The sequence below is a fragment of the Roseofilum sp. KMC-1 genome (assembly GCF_057802075.1).
In genome coordinates this window covers 3,692,968-3,712,048 of the sequence record NZ_CM173605.1, presented here as the reverse complement: position 1 = coordinate 3,712,048, position 19,081 = coordinate 3,692,968, and the positions used below count along the sequence as shown (strand labels likewise).

The 19,081-nt window shown below is 43.5% G+C and carries 9 protein-coding genes; 3 read left to right on the top strand and 6 right to left on the bottom strand.

Going from position 1 to position 19,081, the window contains the following annotated elements:
- Window positions 1–13: 13 nt before the first annotated feature.
- Window positions 14–292: a DUF1830 domain-containing protein gene (locus AC3FZD_RS17035; protein ID WP_488737170.1), complete on the bottom strand. Its 279-nt coding sequence runs from the start codon at window positions 290–292 to the stop codon at window positions 14–16.
- Window positions 293–650: 358 nt separating this feature from the next.
- Between AC3FZD_RS17035 and AC3FZD_RS17030 the strand changes: the two genes are divergently transcribed.
- From AC3FZD_RS17030 to AC3FZD_RS17020, 3 genes are all read left to right on the top strand, one after another.
- Window positions 651–1,622 carry a protochlorophyllide reductase gene (locus AC3FZD_RS17030; RefSeq protein WP_488737169.1) on the top strand — a complete coding sequence of 324 codons (972 nt, stop codon included), beginning with the start codon at window positions 651–653 and terminating at the stop codon, window positions 1,620–1,622.
- Between the two features lie 69 nt (window positions 1,623–1,691).
- Window positions 1,692–2,321, top strand: coding sequence for a class I SAM-dependent methyltransferase (locus tag AC3FZD_RS17025; protein WP_488737168.1), 630 nt, complete (start codon window positions 1,692–1,694; stop codon window positions 2,319–2,321).
- Between the two features lie 38 nt (window positions 2,322–2,359).
- Window positions 2,360–6,886 (top strand): hypothetical protein, encoded by a 4,527-nt coding sequence (locus AC3FZD_RS17020; RefSeq protein WP_488737167.1) that lies wholly within the window; start codon window positions 2,360–2,362, stop codon window positions 6,884–6,886.
- Between the two features lie 18 nt (window positions 6,887–6,904).
- Here AC3FZD_RS17020 and AC3FZD_RS17015 read toward each other — a convergent pair whose 3' ends face one another.
- From AC3FZD_RS17015 to AC3FZD_RS16995, 5 genes are all read right to left on the bottom strand, one after another.
- The gene (locus AC3FZD_RS17015) at window positions 6,905–8,281 is read right to left on the bottom strand and encodes a hybrid sensor histidine kinase/response regulator (protein WP_488737166.1); all 1,377 of its coding nucleotides are present in this window, start codon (window positions 8,279–8,281) and stop codon (window positions 6,905–6,907) included.
- A gap of 50 nt (window positions 8,282–8,331) precedes the next feature.
- Window positions 8,332–10,671 (bottom strand): ATP-binding protein, encoded by a 2,340-nt coding sequence (locus AC3FZD_RS17010; protein WP_488740370.1) that lies wholly within the window; start codon window positions 10,669–10,671, stop codon window positions 8,332–8,334.
- A complete protein-coding gene (locus AC3FZD_RS17005) occupies window positions 10,671–12,929 on the bottom strand; it encodes a GAF domain-containing sensor histidine kinase (protein WP_488737165.1) in 2,259 nt (752 codons plus the stop codon). The genes AC3FZD_RS17010 and AC3FZD_RS17005 overlap by 1 nt, the downstream gene beginning before the upstream one ends.
- Before the next feature lie 87 nt (window positions 12,930–13,016).
- Window positions 13,017–14,852 carry a two-component system response regulator gene (locus AC3FZD_RS17000; RefSeq protein ID WP_488737164.1) on the bottom strand — a complete coding sequence of 612 codons (1,836 nt, stop codon included), beginning with the start codon at window positions 14,850–14,852 and terminating at the stop codon, window positions 13,017–13,019.
- Window positions 14,853–14,898: 46 nt separating this feature from the next.
- Entirely contained in the window at window positions 14,899–18,660 is a 3,762-nt protein-coding gene (locus AC3FZD_RS16995; protein WP_488737163.1) for a PAS domain S-box protein, read from the bottom strand.
- Window positions 18,661–19,081: the final 421 nt, after the last annotated feature.

The window sequence follows — 19,081 nt, the reverse complement described above, 5'->3', positions numbered from 1 at the left end:
TTTGGAGTTAGATTTAAATGGGGAGAGGTTCGGGTTCGCTGATGCAGAGGCGATCGCACGGGATCTCGGTGACTAACTTCACTTCTTCTGTTTCCTCCCCTTGATAAATTTCCAGATGAGCGGATGGAGGCGCTTCAAATAAGAGATATTCTTGGGGGAATACTACCCGTTCAAAATACCAATTAGGAATGTTAGCAATTCGGGCAATCTGAATCGATTCACCATTATTTCTATAGCTACAGACGAGGCGCTGAGAATTGGTTTTAGACAAGGCATCAAGAATTTGGCTCATGTTAAGAGGAGATTAATCAAGTTTTAACTAAACGGTTGGTTTCTCTGACCCTGGGTTCAGAGTAGGGGCACATTGAAAACAATGACTAGCCCAATTTTATTATAGCGAGTTTTTTACAATCCGGTTAGTCATGGAAAAACTACATAATAAAGATGCGAATTTAGATGATTTTCAGGGAATTTTCCTTGAGGAATTAGATAGACGGAGAAAAGGTGAGATTCGGATTTTAATCTTGAATCTTAGGATTGCCAATCGCTAATTACTGGTTGTGGCAGTTGCGATCGCCCCCTTTTGCCCATATGCTAATAAGTCTAGAGCGAATCTCACACACTTGGGTCAATCGAGTTTAATCAATCATATGGGACAAAAACGTAACTTAACTGCAATTATCACAGGGGCATCCTCTGGAGTTGGCTTATACGCAACTAAAGCTTTGGCTCAACGAGAGAACTGGCATGTGATCATGGCTTGCCGCAATCTGGAGAAGGCAGAAGCGGCTGCTAGGGAACTAGACATTCCCAAGGATGCCTATACGGTTATGCACTTAGATCTGGCAAGTCTAGAGAGCGTGCGTAACTTTGTCAACACTTTCCACCAGAGCAAACGCGCTCTAGATGTGCTGTTGTGTAATGCGGCGGTGTATCTACCGTTACTCAAAGAACCCCAGCGATCGGTAGATGGCTATGAGATCAGTGTAGCAACCAACCACCTCGGTCATTTTCTCCTGTGCAACCTACTCATGGATGATCTGATTCAGTCTAAATTCTCCAATCGCCGCCTGATTATCCTGGGAACAGTTACGGCAAACACCAAAGAATTAGGCGGTAAAATTCCCATTCCTGCACCTCCGGATTTAGGAGATATGAAAGGATTGGAGCAAGGATTTAAAGCACCAATTGCTATGATTGATGGCAAAAAATTTAAGTCGGGTAAAGCTTACAAAGATAGCAAACTTTGTAATATGCTGATCGTCCGCGAACTCCATCGCCGGTATTATAAATCGACTGGAATTGTGTTTAATTCCCTCTATCCTGGATGTGTGGCAGATACGCCTTTATTCCGCAACCATTATCCCCTCTTCCAGACGATTTTCCCTCTCTTCCAAAAAAATATTACCGGTGGCTATGTTTCCCAAGAATTAGCTGGGGAACGGGTTGCTGATGTGATGGCAGAGCCAGAATATCAAGAGTCTGGAGTCCATTGGAGTTGGGGAAACCGGCAAAAAGAGGGGCGCAAAGCTTTCGCCCAAGAGCTTTCAGCCGAAGGCAGTGATATGGAAAAAGCACAACGTCTATGGGAGTTGAGCGAAAAGTTAGTCGGACTCTCTTAATCTGATATCCTCATTCTCTATCCCTTCTCCGCCTAGGAGAAGGGGAAAATTTATGGAAAGAATTATACTATGGCAACGTTTTTAAGAGATTTAAGTTATCAATATCAGTGGCTATATGATGCTATTTCGCGGGTATCTGCCCTAGCAGTGGGGGGAGAATACCGGTTTCGTCGTCTGGCTCTCAAAGGTTTAAAGATCAATTCAGATACGGAAATTTTAGATCTCTGTTGTGGGAGCGGTCAAGCGACAGAGGTTTTAGTGACGTATTCGGAGAAGGTGACGGGGTTAGATGCATCTCCCCTTTCTCTGGAACGAGCGCAACGGAATGTTCCGCAAGCGAAGTTTGTGGAAGGGTTTGCGGAAAATATGCCTTTGGATGATGGGAGTTTTGATCTGGTGCATACGAGCGCTGCATTGCATGAAATGTCCCCAGAGCAGCTTAAGCAGATTTTGCGGGAAGTGTATCGAGTGTTGAAACCGGGGGGAGTTTTGGCGATCGCCGATTTTCATCCTCCTACTAACCCGATCTTTATCCCCGGATTATATCTGTTCCTGTTCTTGTTTGAAACCGAAACTGCCTGGCAGTTATTACAAACCGACTTAAGGCAAACCTTAAAGGAGATCGGGTTTCAGGTGGAACCTCCCACCCTCTACGGAGGGGGAAGTCTGCAAGTTTTGCAAGCTTATAAACCTTACTAACTGTTACAATCGATGCTATCCTAACTGCACATGAAACCATGGCTCCTATTCCTGAGTCGATCGTTGAAATTAAGCTAGATCCAGCCTTACCTATCCATTCTCTACTCCAAGGATTGAAAGTTTGGCAAGATTTGGGGATTTTAACCGAGGATTCTGTCTATCTCTGTTTAAAAGTTGATACCCATCATCCCCATTTCTTAGAAGGATTAGAAATTGGCTTAAATTTGGGATTAATCAACGATCTATGGGTAAAACAGATTGCCCGTAATCATCTCTGTTCTGCCATTCCAGAACTCCAGGTGATCCTGCCACCCATTGCAGAGTCAAGCCCGATACAATCAGAGCCAGTTTTAAAAACTGCGCCCAGTCTTCCCCAGCCTAAACTCATCCCTAAATCCAATTGGATCAGTCAAAGGTTAGACTCTTTAAAAGCAGAATTAAGCGTGCGCTGGTTATTATTCTTAGGCTTATTTCTCGTCGTTCTCTCCTCTGGAGTATTTGCCGCCAGTCAATGGGAAAATTTCCCCGCCCTTGTCCAATATGGGGTACTGTTAGGATATACCTCATTATTTTGGTTGATTAGTCGTTTAGTCAGTCAGAAAGAAAACTTAAACTTAACCTCACAAGCCCTAAAATTAGTCACATTACTCTTAATTCCAGTCAATTTTTGGGCGATGGATGATTTTGGATTATGGAGTCATCCATTTAATGCAGTAGTAAGTATGGGATCGGCGATCTATTTAACCGTCATTGCCCGCTCTTTATGGCAGACTCAAATTAGGGTTTCGCTCCCTTTCCTGATTTACATTTCTGTTAGCTATCTCCATTGGGGTTGGGGAATACCAAATTTTCCTATTTTTTCTGTCTATTTAGCGACAATTAGCAGTTTAGGATTCTACATCTATCAGTTTCAAGATCCGGAGGGTTCGCTCAACAAAACGCTGCAACTCAACCGCCTAAGCTTTTATGCTATAGGAATTTTACTCTTTCGTGCTATTTTTGTCCAAGGAGTTATTTTACCCCATTTAGGATTAGCGATCGCCCTGTGCGGAACCTTCATCATTTGGCTCTCATTCACTCATCGTTCATCACCCCATAAACCGCTCAATCGTCTGGGTTTAAGTCTGCTGTTTTTTGCTTGGTTTGTATCAATTTGGGTTAGGCTTCCTTGGCAAGGCGTAATCATTAGTTTAATCGCCATCCAAATCTACAAAAACTTTATTGATCGCTGGCAAAAACGGCGGGATTTGGCGAGCTTGTGGCTGATGGTTGCTCAACTTTCTATTCTATTGTGGAGCTTTATTCCTCAAATCACCCAAGCCCAGATTATAAACACAACAATACAAATTACTCAAGCCCAAGATTTTCCGATCGCTCTCGTCAGTCTGATCGGACTGCCTTACTTAATTTGGCTTATAAATATGGGCGATCGCTTCTATCGCAAAGAACAAGCAAAACTTGCCCATTTTTCCGAGTTTGTTGCTCTAGGATTGGGGATTAGTTTACTGATCTTAAGTTTTCCCAATTCTATTTTACGGATTTTCTGTTTAACTAACCTAATTTTTCTGGTCATTTGGGTGACTAAACGGCGATACGATCTGCAAATTTTGCACTCTTTTTACTTGCTGGTTTATCTCAATCACTTAACCGGATTAGCCCTAATTCTGAGCATTATCTATTATGTCGGATTTGACTTAAGCTTAAACACTTGGGCGCTGATTTTGCTGGCAATTACGGTGCTGGAATGGTGGTTTTCTGAGCTGCGTTTTTCTCCAGAACCGAATCAGTATGAAAAAATCTGGCAAGAAAGTGCCTGGTTAATGGGATTAGGATTAGGGGCGATCGCCTATTTCTTCCTCTTTGCCACTCTAAAACCGTATAACTTTACTCTCGCTCATTTCATTTGGATCGTAGTTCCCGCAACCCTTACCCTGATTAGCTATTCGCCCCACTCCCACAAGTTTGATCTTACGCCTAAATTAAGTATAATGATGCTCTTTTTAGCTCAAACTCTGCTGTTAGAAACTCCAGGATGGCGAGTGTTTGGGTTGGTAGTTACCACCTTAATCATGGTTTTTAATACCCATAAACTGCCCCATATTATCACCGCTACCCTTACCATTGGTTGTGCCTTAAGTACCCTAGGATTAGGATTATCAGATCGGGTTCTGGGAATGCCTCCCTTGCCCAATACCCTGTGGTTGATGCTGGGAGAGATCGCCGTTTCTGGGTTATGGGGAATCCGTCATTATACGCTACATAAAAGTAGCCCTCATTACACTAAAGCCTTAGATATTTGGGCGATCGCCCTTTGTGGTATAGTTCTCACCCTCCAAGGCACTTGGATGAGTCAAGATTTACTCAGCCCCAATTATCTCTCCATCAGTACCAGTATGCTCCTCAGTGGGGCAACTGCCTATCGCAGTTGGTATCCGAAACCGCAACCCACCGCCATTACATGGAGTACCTCTGCCATCATGGTAGCTACCCTAACCACGATGAACATTTTTTCACTGAGGTGTCTAAGTTTACTGGTTTCTACCTTAATCTCCATCGGTCATAGTCGCTATCATCCTAAACTCTACCTGACTGCCATAACTGTCGGCTTAGGATTAGTCACCGAGCGTGTCATCCTCTCCGACTGGGTTGATATTCCCTTAACCGCTTGGTGGATCGTTGGTGCAGTCAATGTTTTAGGATTATGGATAGGAGCCAAAACCCTGCACTTGGGTAGAGCGCAATGGCAGCGACAGTTAACCCGACTCTATCGTAAAACTTTCCAGGGATGGGCGATCGCCCTCTGTCTCTTTTGCTTAACCCTCCTCACCCTCCATGGTGTCCTCGTTTACACCAACTATCTCAGCCCCCACAACAGCGTTTTTATCAGCTTAATTCTCCTCTTTATTGCCCTTCTTTATAGTCAGAAAAAACGGTCGCGTCGTCCCGTAGGGGCGGGTTTATCCAGATTTTGGGAAAATAGCCAAAAAACCAGTGAACCCGCCCCCACTATCAGCAACTGGAAATTATTCGCCATCGGATGGACAATTGAACTATTAGCCATCGAAACTCTAGCAAGTTTTGAATCACCTATTATTAACCTTGCTGTAGTTAACCTGATTTTGGGCTTATGCGCTCAATTATTCGGCGACTGGTGGAGTTCAAAACAGCCCAGCCTATCCCAAAATCTAGGTGCAGCTTGGCATATTATCCCCCTAGTTTACGGAATTTTAGGGGCCCTATTCCGTTGGGGCACAATTTCCAGTTGGACAGGAATTACCACCCTAGCCCTAGCCATCATTATCCTCGGTATCGGCAAGCGATCGCCCCAATTTAAACCCCTCATTTATCTTGCCCTCGCTGGAATCACCGCCTGTGCCTATGAACTTCTCTTTTATCAACTCTCCTTACAACCCCCAGGAGCAACTGGCGATGGCCTCATTCTCATGGCCACCCTAGGAAGTAGCATCCTCTATGCCTATCGTCTATTAGGAAAATTTTTACGCCCCTATTTCCAACTTACCCCTAGAGAATTTCGCTCGATTTGTCATCTCCATTGGTTCGCCTCTAGCCTACTCCTCATTGGGGCAACCTTTAACCCCATTCAAAACGGAATGACCCTAGGATTTGCCACCGGTACAGCTTTAACTCTCTACGCCATCAGTCAAGGTCGTAGAGCAAACTCTCCCGTGCCTAGAGCAAACTCTCCCGTGGGAGAGGGGGTTGGGGGAGAGGGCACACCTCACCAGGGAGAGGTCACACCCCAAGAATTCTGGGTCTATCTCGGATTTTTAGAAGCTGTCGGAATGCGAATATACTGGCTCAATACCCCCATCGCCCAACTCTTAGGCGGGCCCTTAGTGGCTTGGAAAGGAGCCATCGCCACCCTGTTTGCCTACTTTCTCTACTTCCTCCCCTGGGAAACCTGGGGATGGTCAAAACGCCCTTGGCAACTCGCCGGGATTATCATTCCCCTCTATGCCATGCTGGAGAATCCCGCTATTTTGAATCAAGCCAGTCTCGTCGTGATTGCCGCTTATTATATCGGATTGGCGATCGCCACCAAACAAATCCGCTTTACCTACCTTACCTTAGCCGTCCTCAACTGGATGATTTGGCGATGGTTCCTCGATTTTCCCATCACCGAAATCTTCTGGTATACCCTCACCCTCAGCCTTTCCCTCCTCTACATCATCCAAGTTGACCCATTCCTAAACTCTCCCCTAAACCGCAAACTTCGCCACAATCTCCGCACCCTAATTTCTGTCATCATCAGCTTAATTTCCTTCACTACCCAACAATGGATTGGCACACTTACCGGAACCTTCAGTTTACTCACCATTTTTGCCGGACTCTCCCTCAAAACCCGCGCCTTTCTCTATGTCGGCACTACCACTTTTTTACTCAATATTTTCTATCAGTTAGGTCTCCTCATTTTTGACCATCCCTTCTCCAAATGGTTAGTCGCCCTAGGAGCCGGTATTTCCCTCATCTGGATTGCCGCCACATTTGAAACTCGGCGCGAACAAATCCAAGCCTGGTTCCAAGAATTACAACAATGGGAATGATGGATATCAGGGTATGATCTACTTTTGATGAATCGGAATTTGAATCGTAAATTGGCTACCCCCATCAGGCAATGGGGTATAACTCAGTTGTCCTTGATGTTGCTCCACAATAATTTGATAACAAATAGAAAGCCCCAAACCACTGCCTTTACCTACCGATTTAGTTGTGAAAAATGGATTGAAAATTTGCATTTTTATCTCATCTGCAATGCCGACTCCATTATCCTTAAAACAAATTTGTACTTGTTCATCTTCCGTGATTTGAGTCCTAATTTCTAAAGTAGGAATAAAGTCATCCGAAGCTAAACCATCAAAGGTTTGATCTTCTAGGGCATCAATCGCATTTTCAATCAGATGAAGAAAAACTTGATGGATTTGTCCAGAATAGCAGGTGACTTTAGGCAACTCACCATAGTTTTTAAGCACTTGAATAGTTGGTCGATTAGGGGTCTGGTGTAATCGATGTTGAACAATTAATAGGGTACTCTCAAGTCCTTCATGTAAGTCTACAGATTTAATCGCTGCTTCATCCAGTCTGGAAAATGTCCGCAGTCCTAAAACAATCCCATGAATTCTTTCTACACCACTTTCCATGGAAGTCATCATCGTCTTGAGATCTTCAATCACAAAATCTAAATCAATTCCTTCTGTAAAAACCTTAATATTTTCTGTCGGTTCAGGATAATTTTTCTGATATATTTTTATTGTATCGACTAAATTATTTAAATAATCCTTGACATAATGAAGATTCCCGTAAATAAAGCTAATGGGATTATTGATTTCATGGGCAATACCCGCAACCAGTTGTCCCAAGCTGGCCATTTTTTCACTTTGAACCAGTTGTAATTGAGTTTTCTGAATTTTAGTTAAAGCCGCTTCTAAACGCTCAGTTTGTTGTTTCAGCTCTGTTTCTCTTTCTTCTAGGGAAGCCTGAATTTTTTTGCGATCGCAGATTTCTTGCTCTAAAATCACATTTTGTTGGGCCAGCATTTTTTGTGCTTGTCGCAATTGTAACTGATTTTGTACCCGTACCAGCACTTCTTCAATTTGAAAAGGTTTGGTAATATAATCTGAGCCACCGACGCGGAACGCTTTCACCTTATCAATCACATCATCTAAAGCGCTCAAAAAAATGACGGGTATTTCTTGGGTTATTTCATGTTCCTTGAGTTGGCTACAGACTTGATAACCATTGAGGTCAGGCATATTAATATCGAGTAAAATTAAATCTGGTGGTTTAGCTTGAGCCGCTTTCAGTCCCATGGCTCCATTAATCACACTTCTGACCTTGTATCCTTGCTTACTTAACAAACTCGACAGCAAGCGAAGATTGTTGGGCATATCATCAATCAATAAAATATTAGCGAGTTCTAGATGATCGGTAGAGTGATTCATGAGCGGGAAAGCAAGTTAAGCAGCATTATAAAGTTTAACAATTAGAGATATTAGCGAGTAATAAACTGGCGACTTTCTTGGAGAATACACTCTTCTGTTATCTCACAAATCGCTTCAAACTGGAAATTATCGACCCAAGTGACTAACTGTTGTCTCAATTTTAATTGAGAAGTCGGGAGTTGGTCGATTAAGGGCACAATCAGATCCGGATCGGCTTCAGTTGCTCCTTTCTGTAAGGCTGCAATCCATTCTATCGGCTGTTGAGCCATAGCATCTGCTAGGGAGAAGTTAGGGGGTTGAGTCGAGGAGTTGGGATCGACATCACCTTCTGCTTCTGATTCATAAGTATATTCTAATTCTAAATACTGGGCAATTTTCTCTAAAATCAGGGCTTCAGGAAAGGGTTTATGCACTAAATCATTACATCCACTGTCCAACATTTGTTGGCGCTCTTCTTCAAAGGTACTGGCAGTGGTGACAATGATGGGCACAGGGGAGAGAGCCTGTTGTTGTTCTCGCTGACGGATAGTGGCGACTAGACCATAACCGTCTAGGATAGGCATCCGAATATCGGTTAAAATCAAATCTACTGATTGTTGTTCCCACAGCGCAAGGGCTTCTTCTCCTTGAGTGGCTTCTTGCACTTCAAAGCCCAAAGGAGTGAGCAAGCAACGGAGAATTTCCCGATTTTCCCATTTATCATCGACGACTAAAATGCGATAGGTTTGGTCTGTGGAGGCAATCCCTTGGACTCTACGCTCAACACTAGGTATCGGTTCTGTTGTCTGTGGATTAGAGATTAGGGGAAGATTAAAGCTAAAGACTGTTCCTAAATTGAGCTGACTCGATACGGTGAGGCTTCCTCCGAGAAGATTGACTAATTGGCGGCTAATGGTTAATCCTAATCCAGTTCCTTCCTGGGATTGTTTGCCACTTTGGGTTTGTTCAAAGGGTTGAAAAAGTTGGTCTAGCTCTTCGCTGGCGATCCCCATACCGGTGTCGGAGATGGTAAATTGTAGAGTATCCGCTCGATCGGCAAGGGCGATGGTTAAGGAAACTGCACCTCGATCGGTAAATTTTATGGCATTACTGAGTAAGTTCAGTAGGATTTGGCGCAGTTTCTGTTCATCGGTGTAGAGTTGATCGGGGACATTTTCTTGAATTGCGATGTCTAGATTCAGGCTTTTCTTTTTGGCTTTGAATAGTAAGATACTTTCTAAATGATGGATGAATGTGGGTAAGTTAAAGGTGTGGGGTAAAAGCTCCAGTTTTCCGGCTTCGATTTTGGATAAGTCTAAAATGTCATTAATGAGACCGAGTAGATGTTGGCTGCTGCTGTAGATGGTTTGCAGTTGTTCTTGATGTTTGCCGGGTAAATTTTGCTCTTTAACCATGATTTGGGTAAAGCCGAGAATGGCATGGAGGGGGGTACGCAATTCATGGCTCATTTTGGCGAGGAATATGCTTTTGGCTTGGTTGGATTTTTCGGCGGCTTCTTTGGCTTGGAGAAGTTGACTGGTATGAGTTTGCACTCTTTCCATGAGGGCGTTGAGGGTTTTACCCAAGGTGGCGATTTCGTCTTGGGTGTGAATGGGTATTCGCAGTTGCCAGTTTTCTTGTTCGGTGGCAGTAGCGGCTAAATGGGTGAGTTTTTCTAGGGGGCTGAGAATGGCTTGGGTGGTGCGTAGGGCAATCCAACCGGCGATCGCCACGGCTAATAGGCTACTGGTAATAATAATGCCTTTTTCTAGACCTTGGGCATTTTCGAGTTCTACTTCGGCTTGCCGAGCTTGTTGTTGAGCCATAGTCAGCATTCGATCGAGGGTAGTGGCTAAGTCTTCTAATTCTTGTTGTTGGGAGAGAATCAGGGATCTGAGTTGATTTTTCTGTTCTTCTAAGGAAATATGAGGTTGATTAATAATCTGTTGGATGCGATCGCTATATTGGGCTAAGGTTTGGGTATATTCGTCTAAAAATGGCCCAAAGGTTTCTACTGGAGCGGCTAACCAGGCTGGATTACCGGTGATAAAGGTTTGTAGGTTTTGATGGATGGTGTCGATCTGCCCTAGGTTGTCGTTGAGGCGGTTTTGGTAGAGTTGTAGGGCTTGGCGATCGCCGACTATAGTGGTGAGTAAAAGAGCGAGTCGTTGCGATCGCTCAATTTCCACCTGAAAATGAACCAAGAGTTGCGCCTGAATATTTGCATCCGCCAATTTTACAATTCCCTGTCCTTGATAATAATCCGCCACCACCAACCCAATTAAAGAACCGGCTAATCCCGTACTAATAGCTAACACATAGCCCGATCCAATCTTGTCTCGGATACGCCCTAACCTAATACGCTTCCACTGCTGTTTGATCTGACGAGTTATATTACCCACTGCGATCATCAATTTACCTGTTGAGAGAGCTGCTCGCTAATTAACTGATGGACTCGATCGAATTGGAAATCATGAACCCATTCAGTTAGACACTCACGCATCTGTGAGTTAGGAATAAAAATTTCATTAATTAACTTGAGGAGTAATTCTTCTTCAGCCGCTAAAGTTGCTTGTTGAAGTTTGATCCAGTCTGAAGATTGAACATAACTGAGATCTTCTGGTTCAAAGAATTTAGATTTGATCTCCAAACCTGTGTTGATCGGTTTCAGATGGTCGGGTATGGTATACTCGATAAGTCCTGAAGGGACAGTGGAGACTAAAGAAACATCGAGTTTGACGGGTAGAGTAAACCGGAACTTACTTCCTTCTCCCACCTCCGATTCTACGGTTAGCGTGCCTCCCATCAGTTCGACCACTTGTTGACTAATGGGCAAACCCAAACCCGTTCCTTCTTGAAAACCGCGATCGCTCGAACTTTGTACAAAGGGTTCAAATAATTGATTCAACTCACTCGGAGCAATTCCAATTCCCGTATCCTGAACTTCACAGATTAAGGTGGCCTCCTCCAAGGTTCTATCACGGGAGAAATCTACCCGTACATTAATCCCCCCTTGGGGAGTAAATTTAAGCGCATTCCCTAATAAATTAATAAACACTTGCCGTAATTTTCCCGAATCAGCTTCAATAAAAGGGGGAACCTTAGCTGACACATCAAAGGATAAACTCAACCCTTGATGCTCTGCTTTGAGTTTAAACATCTGATAGAGGGTACTGAGCATATCGTACAAATTGAAGCGAGTCCGATGGAGTTCCATTTTTCCGGCTTCTATTTTTGACCAATTCAACAAATCGTTAATCAGGTCTAATAAATGTTCCCCACTGTTATGAATCACTTTCAGATAGCCAAAATGCTCTTTAATTTGAGCTGGACTCAGAGATGAAGGATTGGCGCTCAAATGGCGGATCATCACCTGTGTAAACCCTAGAATCGCGTTGAGGGGAGTACGCAATTCATGGCTCATTTTTGCCAAAAAATTACTTTTGGCCTGATTGGCCATTTCGGCGACTTCCTTAGCCCTAGAGAGGGCTTCCATCACTTCTTTGCGCTCAGTAATATCACGAGCAATCCAAATTACGGCATCTCCCATACCAGAGGCATCCGTAATTGGGGCAATCGTGGCAGAAAACCACAGGGTTTGATCCTCAATAGTGAGTTGATATTCCGTTTGTAAGGGGGTTTGAGTATTCAGGCTCTCCCAGATCCAATTGATAAAAGTAGCTGATTGCTCCGGTTCAAAAATATCTTGTACACTTTTACCAATCAGGTCAGAAGGCATTTGGTAAAGGGGTTTGGGGGTGGTGGGAGCAATATTGAGAATGTAGCCTTGGGCATCAAAGACGAGAATAACATCAGTGATCGCACTAAATAGGGTTTTAAATTCTGTAGTGACTTGTTTTTGATGGAGAATACGGCCAAAGTCGAGGGCCCGATAGGAGAGTTGTTTTACCCAGTAGGGATCTTGGAAGGAAGAATAATGGGTAAAAAACACGAAAACCCCCAAGGTGGCAGACCTTCTAGGAATTAGGTTAGGCGTTAAGGTTTCTTGAGCGGGGATGGGAATCGGCAGGCCAAAGGCAGCTCCTAGACCGACTTTGTGGGCCAGGGTTCCCCTAGAAAAAATATCGTTGTCTTGGGAGAGGTTCCCAAACCATTGGGGTTGGTTACTATGCCAGACTCGTCCAGGGATATCTTCGTCGGGTAGGAGGATGAGGCCTTCAGTGTAGTTGCGGAAATCTTGTAGGGTACTGAGATGATCGGGGGAGAGGGTTTGGGTATTTTTGTACCAGATGGGACTGCATTGGAGGGCACTTTTATCAGCAGTGGGAATCCAGGCCTCGGCATAAGTCCAGCCGGTAAGTTGACAAATTTGTTCGAGGATCAGGTGGAGGGTACTGGAAAAGTCAGTAGTAGTATTTAAGGTCTGTTCTAGGGCGAGAAGCAGGTTGGGAGAGACCTCTGGGGACTGAGGGTTGTCTGGGGGGGGGGCGGGGGTTTTCGGGGGTTGGCGAAGCTGACGGTGTAAGCTGTAGGCGTTTTTGATCCCTAAAGCGGTGGTTAAGAGGAGAAAAATCCAGATTAACTGGATGACTGGAGGGATGGGGAGTCCACTTCTTAAGTATACCCATGCGCTTAGTCCGATGGCGATCGCACTTGAGAGACATAACGGGGTGACTAAAAGAATGGGGAAGAAGGGAGATCTGGACATGCTTCTAGGGAATCAGAGAATTCATGCTAGGGATGAGGGGTGTAGATGCCGCTTGGGATGGTCACGGTTATAGCTTATCGTAGAAGTCTACCATTGGGGATTAGATTGCAGCAGGGCAGTCGCTTCTCTGATATTGAGGGGTTTGGCAAACCAATAGCCTTGGCCAAAATCACAGTTGAGTTGTCTGAGGATTTCCAGTTGTTTTGGGGTTTCTATCCCTTCGGCAACCACTTTCATGTTCAGGGTTTGGCCAATTTGGATGATGGGGGGAATCAGGCCAAGATCTGAGGGGTCTTGACTGAGGGTGTTGATAAAGGAGCGATCGATTTTCAGGATATCGATGGGTAGGGTATGGAGGTAGGACAGGGAGGAGTAGCCTGTACCAAAGTCGTCTAGGGAAATATGAATGTCTCGATCTCGGATTTCATGGAGGAGGGTGCGGGCGTGCATGGGGTTTTCAATCAAGGCACTCTCGGTAATCTCCATGGTGAGGCACTGGGGCAAAATCTGGGTTTTCGTGACGGTTTCGGCCACTTTTTCCATCAGGTTCATTTGGGAAAATTGGCGGACGGAGAGATTGATGCTGATTTTAAGGCTATCGTTTTTTAGGGTTTGTTGCCAGATTTTGAGTTGATGACAGGCTTGCTGAAAGACCCAATAGCCAATGTCGTTGATTAGTCCGGTTTCTTCGCAGATGGGGATAAATTCTCCAGGGCTGATTAATCCTTTTTGGGGATGTTGCCAGCGCACGAGGGCTTCAAATCCAATGATTTTACCGGTTTGCAGGTTAATGATGGGTTGGTAGTGAATGAGAAATTCTTGATGTTCTATGGCTTTGCGAAGTTCGGTTTCTAGGGTGAGCCGTTTGAGGGCGAGTTGGTGCATGGTGGGGTCAAAGACATGGTATTGTCCTTTACCCATGGCTTTGGCTTTGTACATGGCGGTGTCCGCATCCCGGAGGACATATTCGGGTTTGTGGTAGTCCGGATGGCTGAGGACGATGCCGATGCTGGCGTTGATAAAGACTTCGTGGTGTTCGAGTTGGAAGGAGTAGGAGAGGCTCTTGAGGATGGTTTCTGCTAGTTTTTTCACCTCTTCTAGGCTGCCGCTCGATTCGATGAGAATGGTAAATTCGTCTCCTCCTAGGCGAGCGAGGAGCATGTTGGGGTCTAGAAGGCTATTGATTCGTTGGGCGATCGCCTGGAGCAATTGATCGCCGACGAGGTGGCCGAGGGAGTCGTTGATCACTTTGAAGCGATCGCAGTCTAAAAATAAGACCGCGAATGGGCGATCTGGACTCATTTTGAGTCCTTGAATCGCCGATTCGAGTCGTTCCATAAATAGGGCCCGGTTTGGCAGTCCCGTTAAGGAATCATGGAGAGCCATATCCAACAGTTTCTGTTGAATTCGCTTGCGTTCCATAATTTCCTGGGTTAAGACTTGATTGGTCTCTTGCAGTTCTTGGGTTCGTTCTTGAACTCGTACTTCGAGTTGTAAATTTAAGTCTTTCAGTTCATTTTGGGTTGCCTTGAGTTTCAATTGATGTTTAACTCTCGCTAAAACTTCTTCAATTTGAAAGGGCTTACTAATATAGTCACATCCTCCCACTCGAAAAGCTTTAACCTTATCAAAAACTTCATTTAATGCACTTATAAATATAATCGGTATTTCTTGAGTTTCATCAATTATTTTAAGTTCCTGACAGACTTGATACCCATTCATTTGGGGCATATTAATATCGAGTAAGATCAAATCAGGTGGTTTTGCTTGAGCTGCTTTAATCGCTGTTCTACCATTCATAACGCTACGCACTTTATAACCCTGTTGACTGAGTAAATCAGAGAGCAGACGTAAATTTTCTGGAGTGTCATCAACCAGTAAGATATTGTACTTGTTGGAATCTTCTGAGTTTGAAAAAATCATGAATTTACCAATCACTTTTCTTCATTCGTTTTCCTTGTTTCTGGTTTTAATATAACACTAAATTTAAATTTTGAGTAATTAATTCAAATTCAAATTTATCAACCAAATCATTCAAATATATAGCTAGATTTTTTTGATCGTTGGGAATTTGTTCAATCAATTCTAAAATCATTTCAGCATCGGCTTCTATAGCGGCTTGGTAAAGATTTTCTAACCAAGGTTGGGGCATCAATTCCCATTTGATGGAAACCTGAGCAGCCGATTCTAGACAATCAGAGTTTGAGACAGATAATGGGGAAGTACGATCAACATAATCACAGACATAGGCCACACCTAGATGTTGGGTCATTTTTTCAAATAATTCTTGATCTTGAAACGGTTTACTGAGAAAATCATCACATCCTACAGCCAAGACTTGTTCCCGTTCTTCAGCAAAAGCACTAGCCGTTAGGGCAATAATCCGGGTCGATTGTCCTTGGGGAAGGGATTTAATATACTGAGTTGCTTGTAGTCCATCCATTACAGGCATCCGAATATCCATCCAGATTAGATGGGGATTCCAGGTTTCCCAAATCGAAACGGCCTCTTGTCCATTGTTGGCTAGTTGCACCTCAAAACCCACGCTATTTAATAAAGACTCTAAGAGTAGGCGATTATCTAAGGAGTCATCTACTACTAAAATACGGTAGGTCGGTTGATTGGGGGCTAAATGGATTACTCGACTGGAAGTTCTGAGACTATGGGGTTGATATAAGACTTCTTGGAAGGGTAAATCAAAGGTAAATTGAGTACCAACACCCACTTGAGAGTGAACCTCAAGGTCTCCTCCCATCAATTGCACAAACTGACGACTAATCGGTAACCCCAATCCTGTTCCTTGTTGAGATCGTCGGCCAACTGCGGTTTGCACAAAGGGTTCAAATAGGCTATCTAGGTCTTCTTCTGCAATTCCGGGGCCGGTATCGCTTACTTCAAAGGTGAGCTTCAGGCGGGAGTTTTCTGGCAAGGGAACTGCTGAAACTGATAATTTCACTCCTCCCTGTTGGGTAAACTTAATGGCATTGCCTAAAAGATTGAGCAGGACTTGACGCAGCTTACTTTCATCACCCTCTACATATTCTGGCACTTGAGGAGAGCGAACTAAGGCCAGAGTTAACCCTTTACTTTCCGCTTTGATTTGTAGCATTTCTTTGAGGGTATCTAACAACGTCCATAAATTAAATTCACTCTCGTTGAGGGTGATTTTGCCTGCTTCAATTTTTGACATTTCTAGAATATCATTAATTAAGGATAATAAATGCTCTCCACTGCGATTAATAATCCGCAATTGCTGGCGATGAATAGAGTCCAAGTTTGGACTGCGGTCAATCAATTGAGTAAATCCCAAGATGGCATTTAAGGGAGTTCTTAACTCGTGGCTCATATTCGCCAAAAAATTGCTTTTGGCTTGGTTGGCAGATTCGGCGGTTTCTTTTGCCTGGATTAAGGCAATTTCTGCTTGTTTGCGATCAGTAATATCCGCTATCATAGAAGCATAACCGATGACATTGTTTTGGCGATCCATGAGGACAGTATTATACCATTCGCAGACAATCTTTTCCCCTGAGCGCCTGACATTATCACAAATAGCATAGGTGGTATCTTCTTCGGTTTCCAAGACTTGCATTAAGTTATAAGCTTGAGTTTTTTTAGGGTCAGTAAATAAAATATCAAAGCTATGGGGAGAGGATAAAATATCTAAGCGACGGTAGCCAAAAATACGCTCGGCGGCTTTATTCCATTCTACAATTTGCCAATCAACCGACCATTCAATCACTCCTAAAGGGGTTTGATCGACTAAAAATTCTAAGCGTTGCTGAGATTCTCGGAGCTTTTCTTCAGATTCTTTTCGTTCTGTAATATCGGTGTATGAGCCAATAATTCTAATTTCTTCCCCTTGACGATCGTACAAGATCTGACCCCGATCTAAAATCCATTTATAGCTTCCATCTTTACAGCGCATCCGATATTCAGTGGTAAATAGGGGGTTGTCCTCCTTGGGCTGATAATGAAGATTGGTAAACATGACTTGTTCAAAATCATCTGGATGTAAACGAGTCATCCATTCGCTAGGATGATCGCTAATCTCTGATTCAGAAAAGCCCAACATTTCTTTCCAGCGTGCGGAATAAAAGATGGTATTTTTTTCTAAATCCCAATCATAGATGCCATCATTGTTACTTTTGAGAGCGAGTTGCCAGCGTTTTTCACTCTTTTTCAAAGCTTCTTCTGCGCTAATGCGCTCTGTTATGTCAGATTGGAGCATCACATAATGAGTTAATTTTCCCATGGGATCTCGTAAGGGATATAGGGATAAATGGCTCCAAAATATTTGGTTATTTTTACGATAACTTGGGCAAGTAAATTGAAAACTTTTTCCTTGAGATATTTGTTTTTTTATTGTATTATATTCTGTTTTCTGCAATCTGTTTTCATACAGAAACAAAAGGGATTTTTGCAGGACTTCTTCGGATAAATATCCACTGATTTTTTCAAAGGCAGGATTGACATAAATAATGGGCATATTCTGCTTTTGAGCATCACTAATTAAGATGCCATTATCAGAAACTTCTACGGATCGTTGCAGGAGTCTGAGCTTTTCTTCGTTTTGTTGTCTTTCCGTGATGTTGCGAGAGACTAAAATCACTTTTTTTTCTGACATTGGAGATAGGGTGGCAGAAAATACTAAAGTTTCTTGATCTAGGGTTAAGCAATATTCAAAGTCGAGACTTTTTTTGTCATTCACAACTTTTTGTAAGTGTTGAATCAGTTCTGAACGATAGTCTCCATAAATGATCTGATTAATGGTTTCTCCAATGAGATCGGCGTTTTCTTGATAATATAGGGCTGGACAAGTGGGAGAAACTTTAATGACGTCTGCGTCACAATCCATGACTAGGACAATTTCAGTCATGGCGGCAAAAACCGATCGCAGTTCCGCTTCAGAACTATGTAACTTTTGTTCTAATAGCTTGCGATCGCTAATATCTTGGATCGTACTGAGAAAGTAAGCGGGACTTCCAGATAAATCACGCACTAAAGATATCGTAATATTTACCCAATTCTGAACCCCCGATTGGCTACAATAGTTATTTTCAATACTAATAAAGGGTAATGTACCACTTAACAGTCGATCTAAATAACGTCGAGTCACAGCTTCATAGTTATGATTCTCTGAACTCTGGAGGTTTTGAGGAACCATGAGTTCAAAAAAAGAGTGATGAATTAGGTCTGAACTGCCATACCCCACTAAATCACAAAATTTCTGATTGACTTCAATAAAGTTTCCCTGTAGGTCAATATGAGCCATCCCAATGACGGCTTGGCTAAAGGTTTGATCGAAAGCCGTCTGGGAAGATGAAGAGACTAAGGAAGGGAGATCGGGTAATCTGGGTTCAGCTCGTTTACTCAGATTTTGTAATAGAGTTGACAGACAAGCAAGACCGATTAATTTACGACTTGGGGTAACTAAAGGCAGATGGGTAAGTTGGTGCTGCTGGAAGTATTCAATTAGGGTTGAGAGATAATCTTGAGTGCTGAAAGTTTCCCCGTCAGAAATTTCTAGAGTTATGCTTTCCGGTTGCATCAGTTCCTCAACGGTCATCTTTTCAATGCTCTCTGGGAAAGCTAGGTAAGGTAGAAAACGAGACAGATGCAACAAGCCGACTAAGCGCTGGTCTTTGACGACTAAGGCTAAGGAGGGCGGAACTGGCACAGATTGACACTGCTGATAGAGTTGCCAACGGGCAATTGCCTCTAACAATAGCATCTGAGGCTCTAGGGTGAGAGGGTGAAAATCAATCCACTCATCCTCTGTAAGAGTCGCTATTTGGGAATTAGACGGGTGCATAATAGCCAGAGAGTCGAGGGCTTACGCCATATTTACTATTCAAAATGAATCCTGTAGAATTGGCATTTTTGTCAATTGGGTGCTTGTTTTCTGTTATATCAAATTTAAATCGGTTTTCCTATCTGAGTTAATTTCCGTAAACTACAGGACTCTACATTTCTAAAAAGCACCTTGTCTTGAAGCCAGCTAGGCCAGGGCGATCGCCTGTTCATTCAGGGATTCCAATTATAGGTAAAATAGATTTCATCATCATCGATCATGTTCATGTCGGTAACAGCCGAAATGTGACATGCCCTCTCCCTATATCCCTCTCTTACGGGAGAGGGACTTTCCCCCTGCT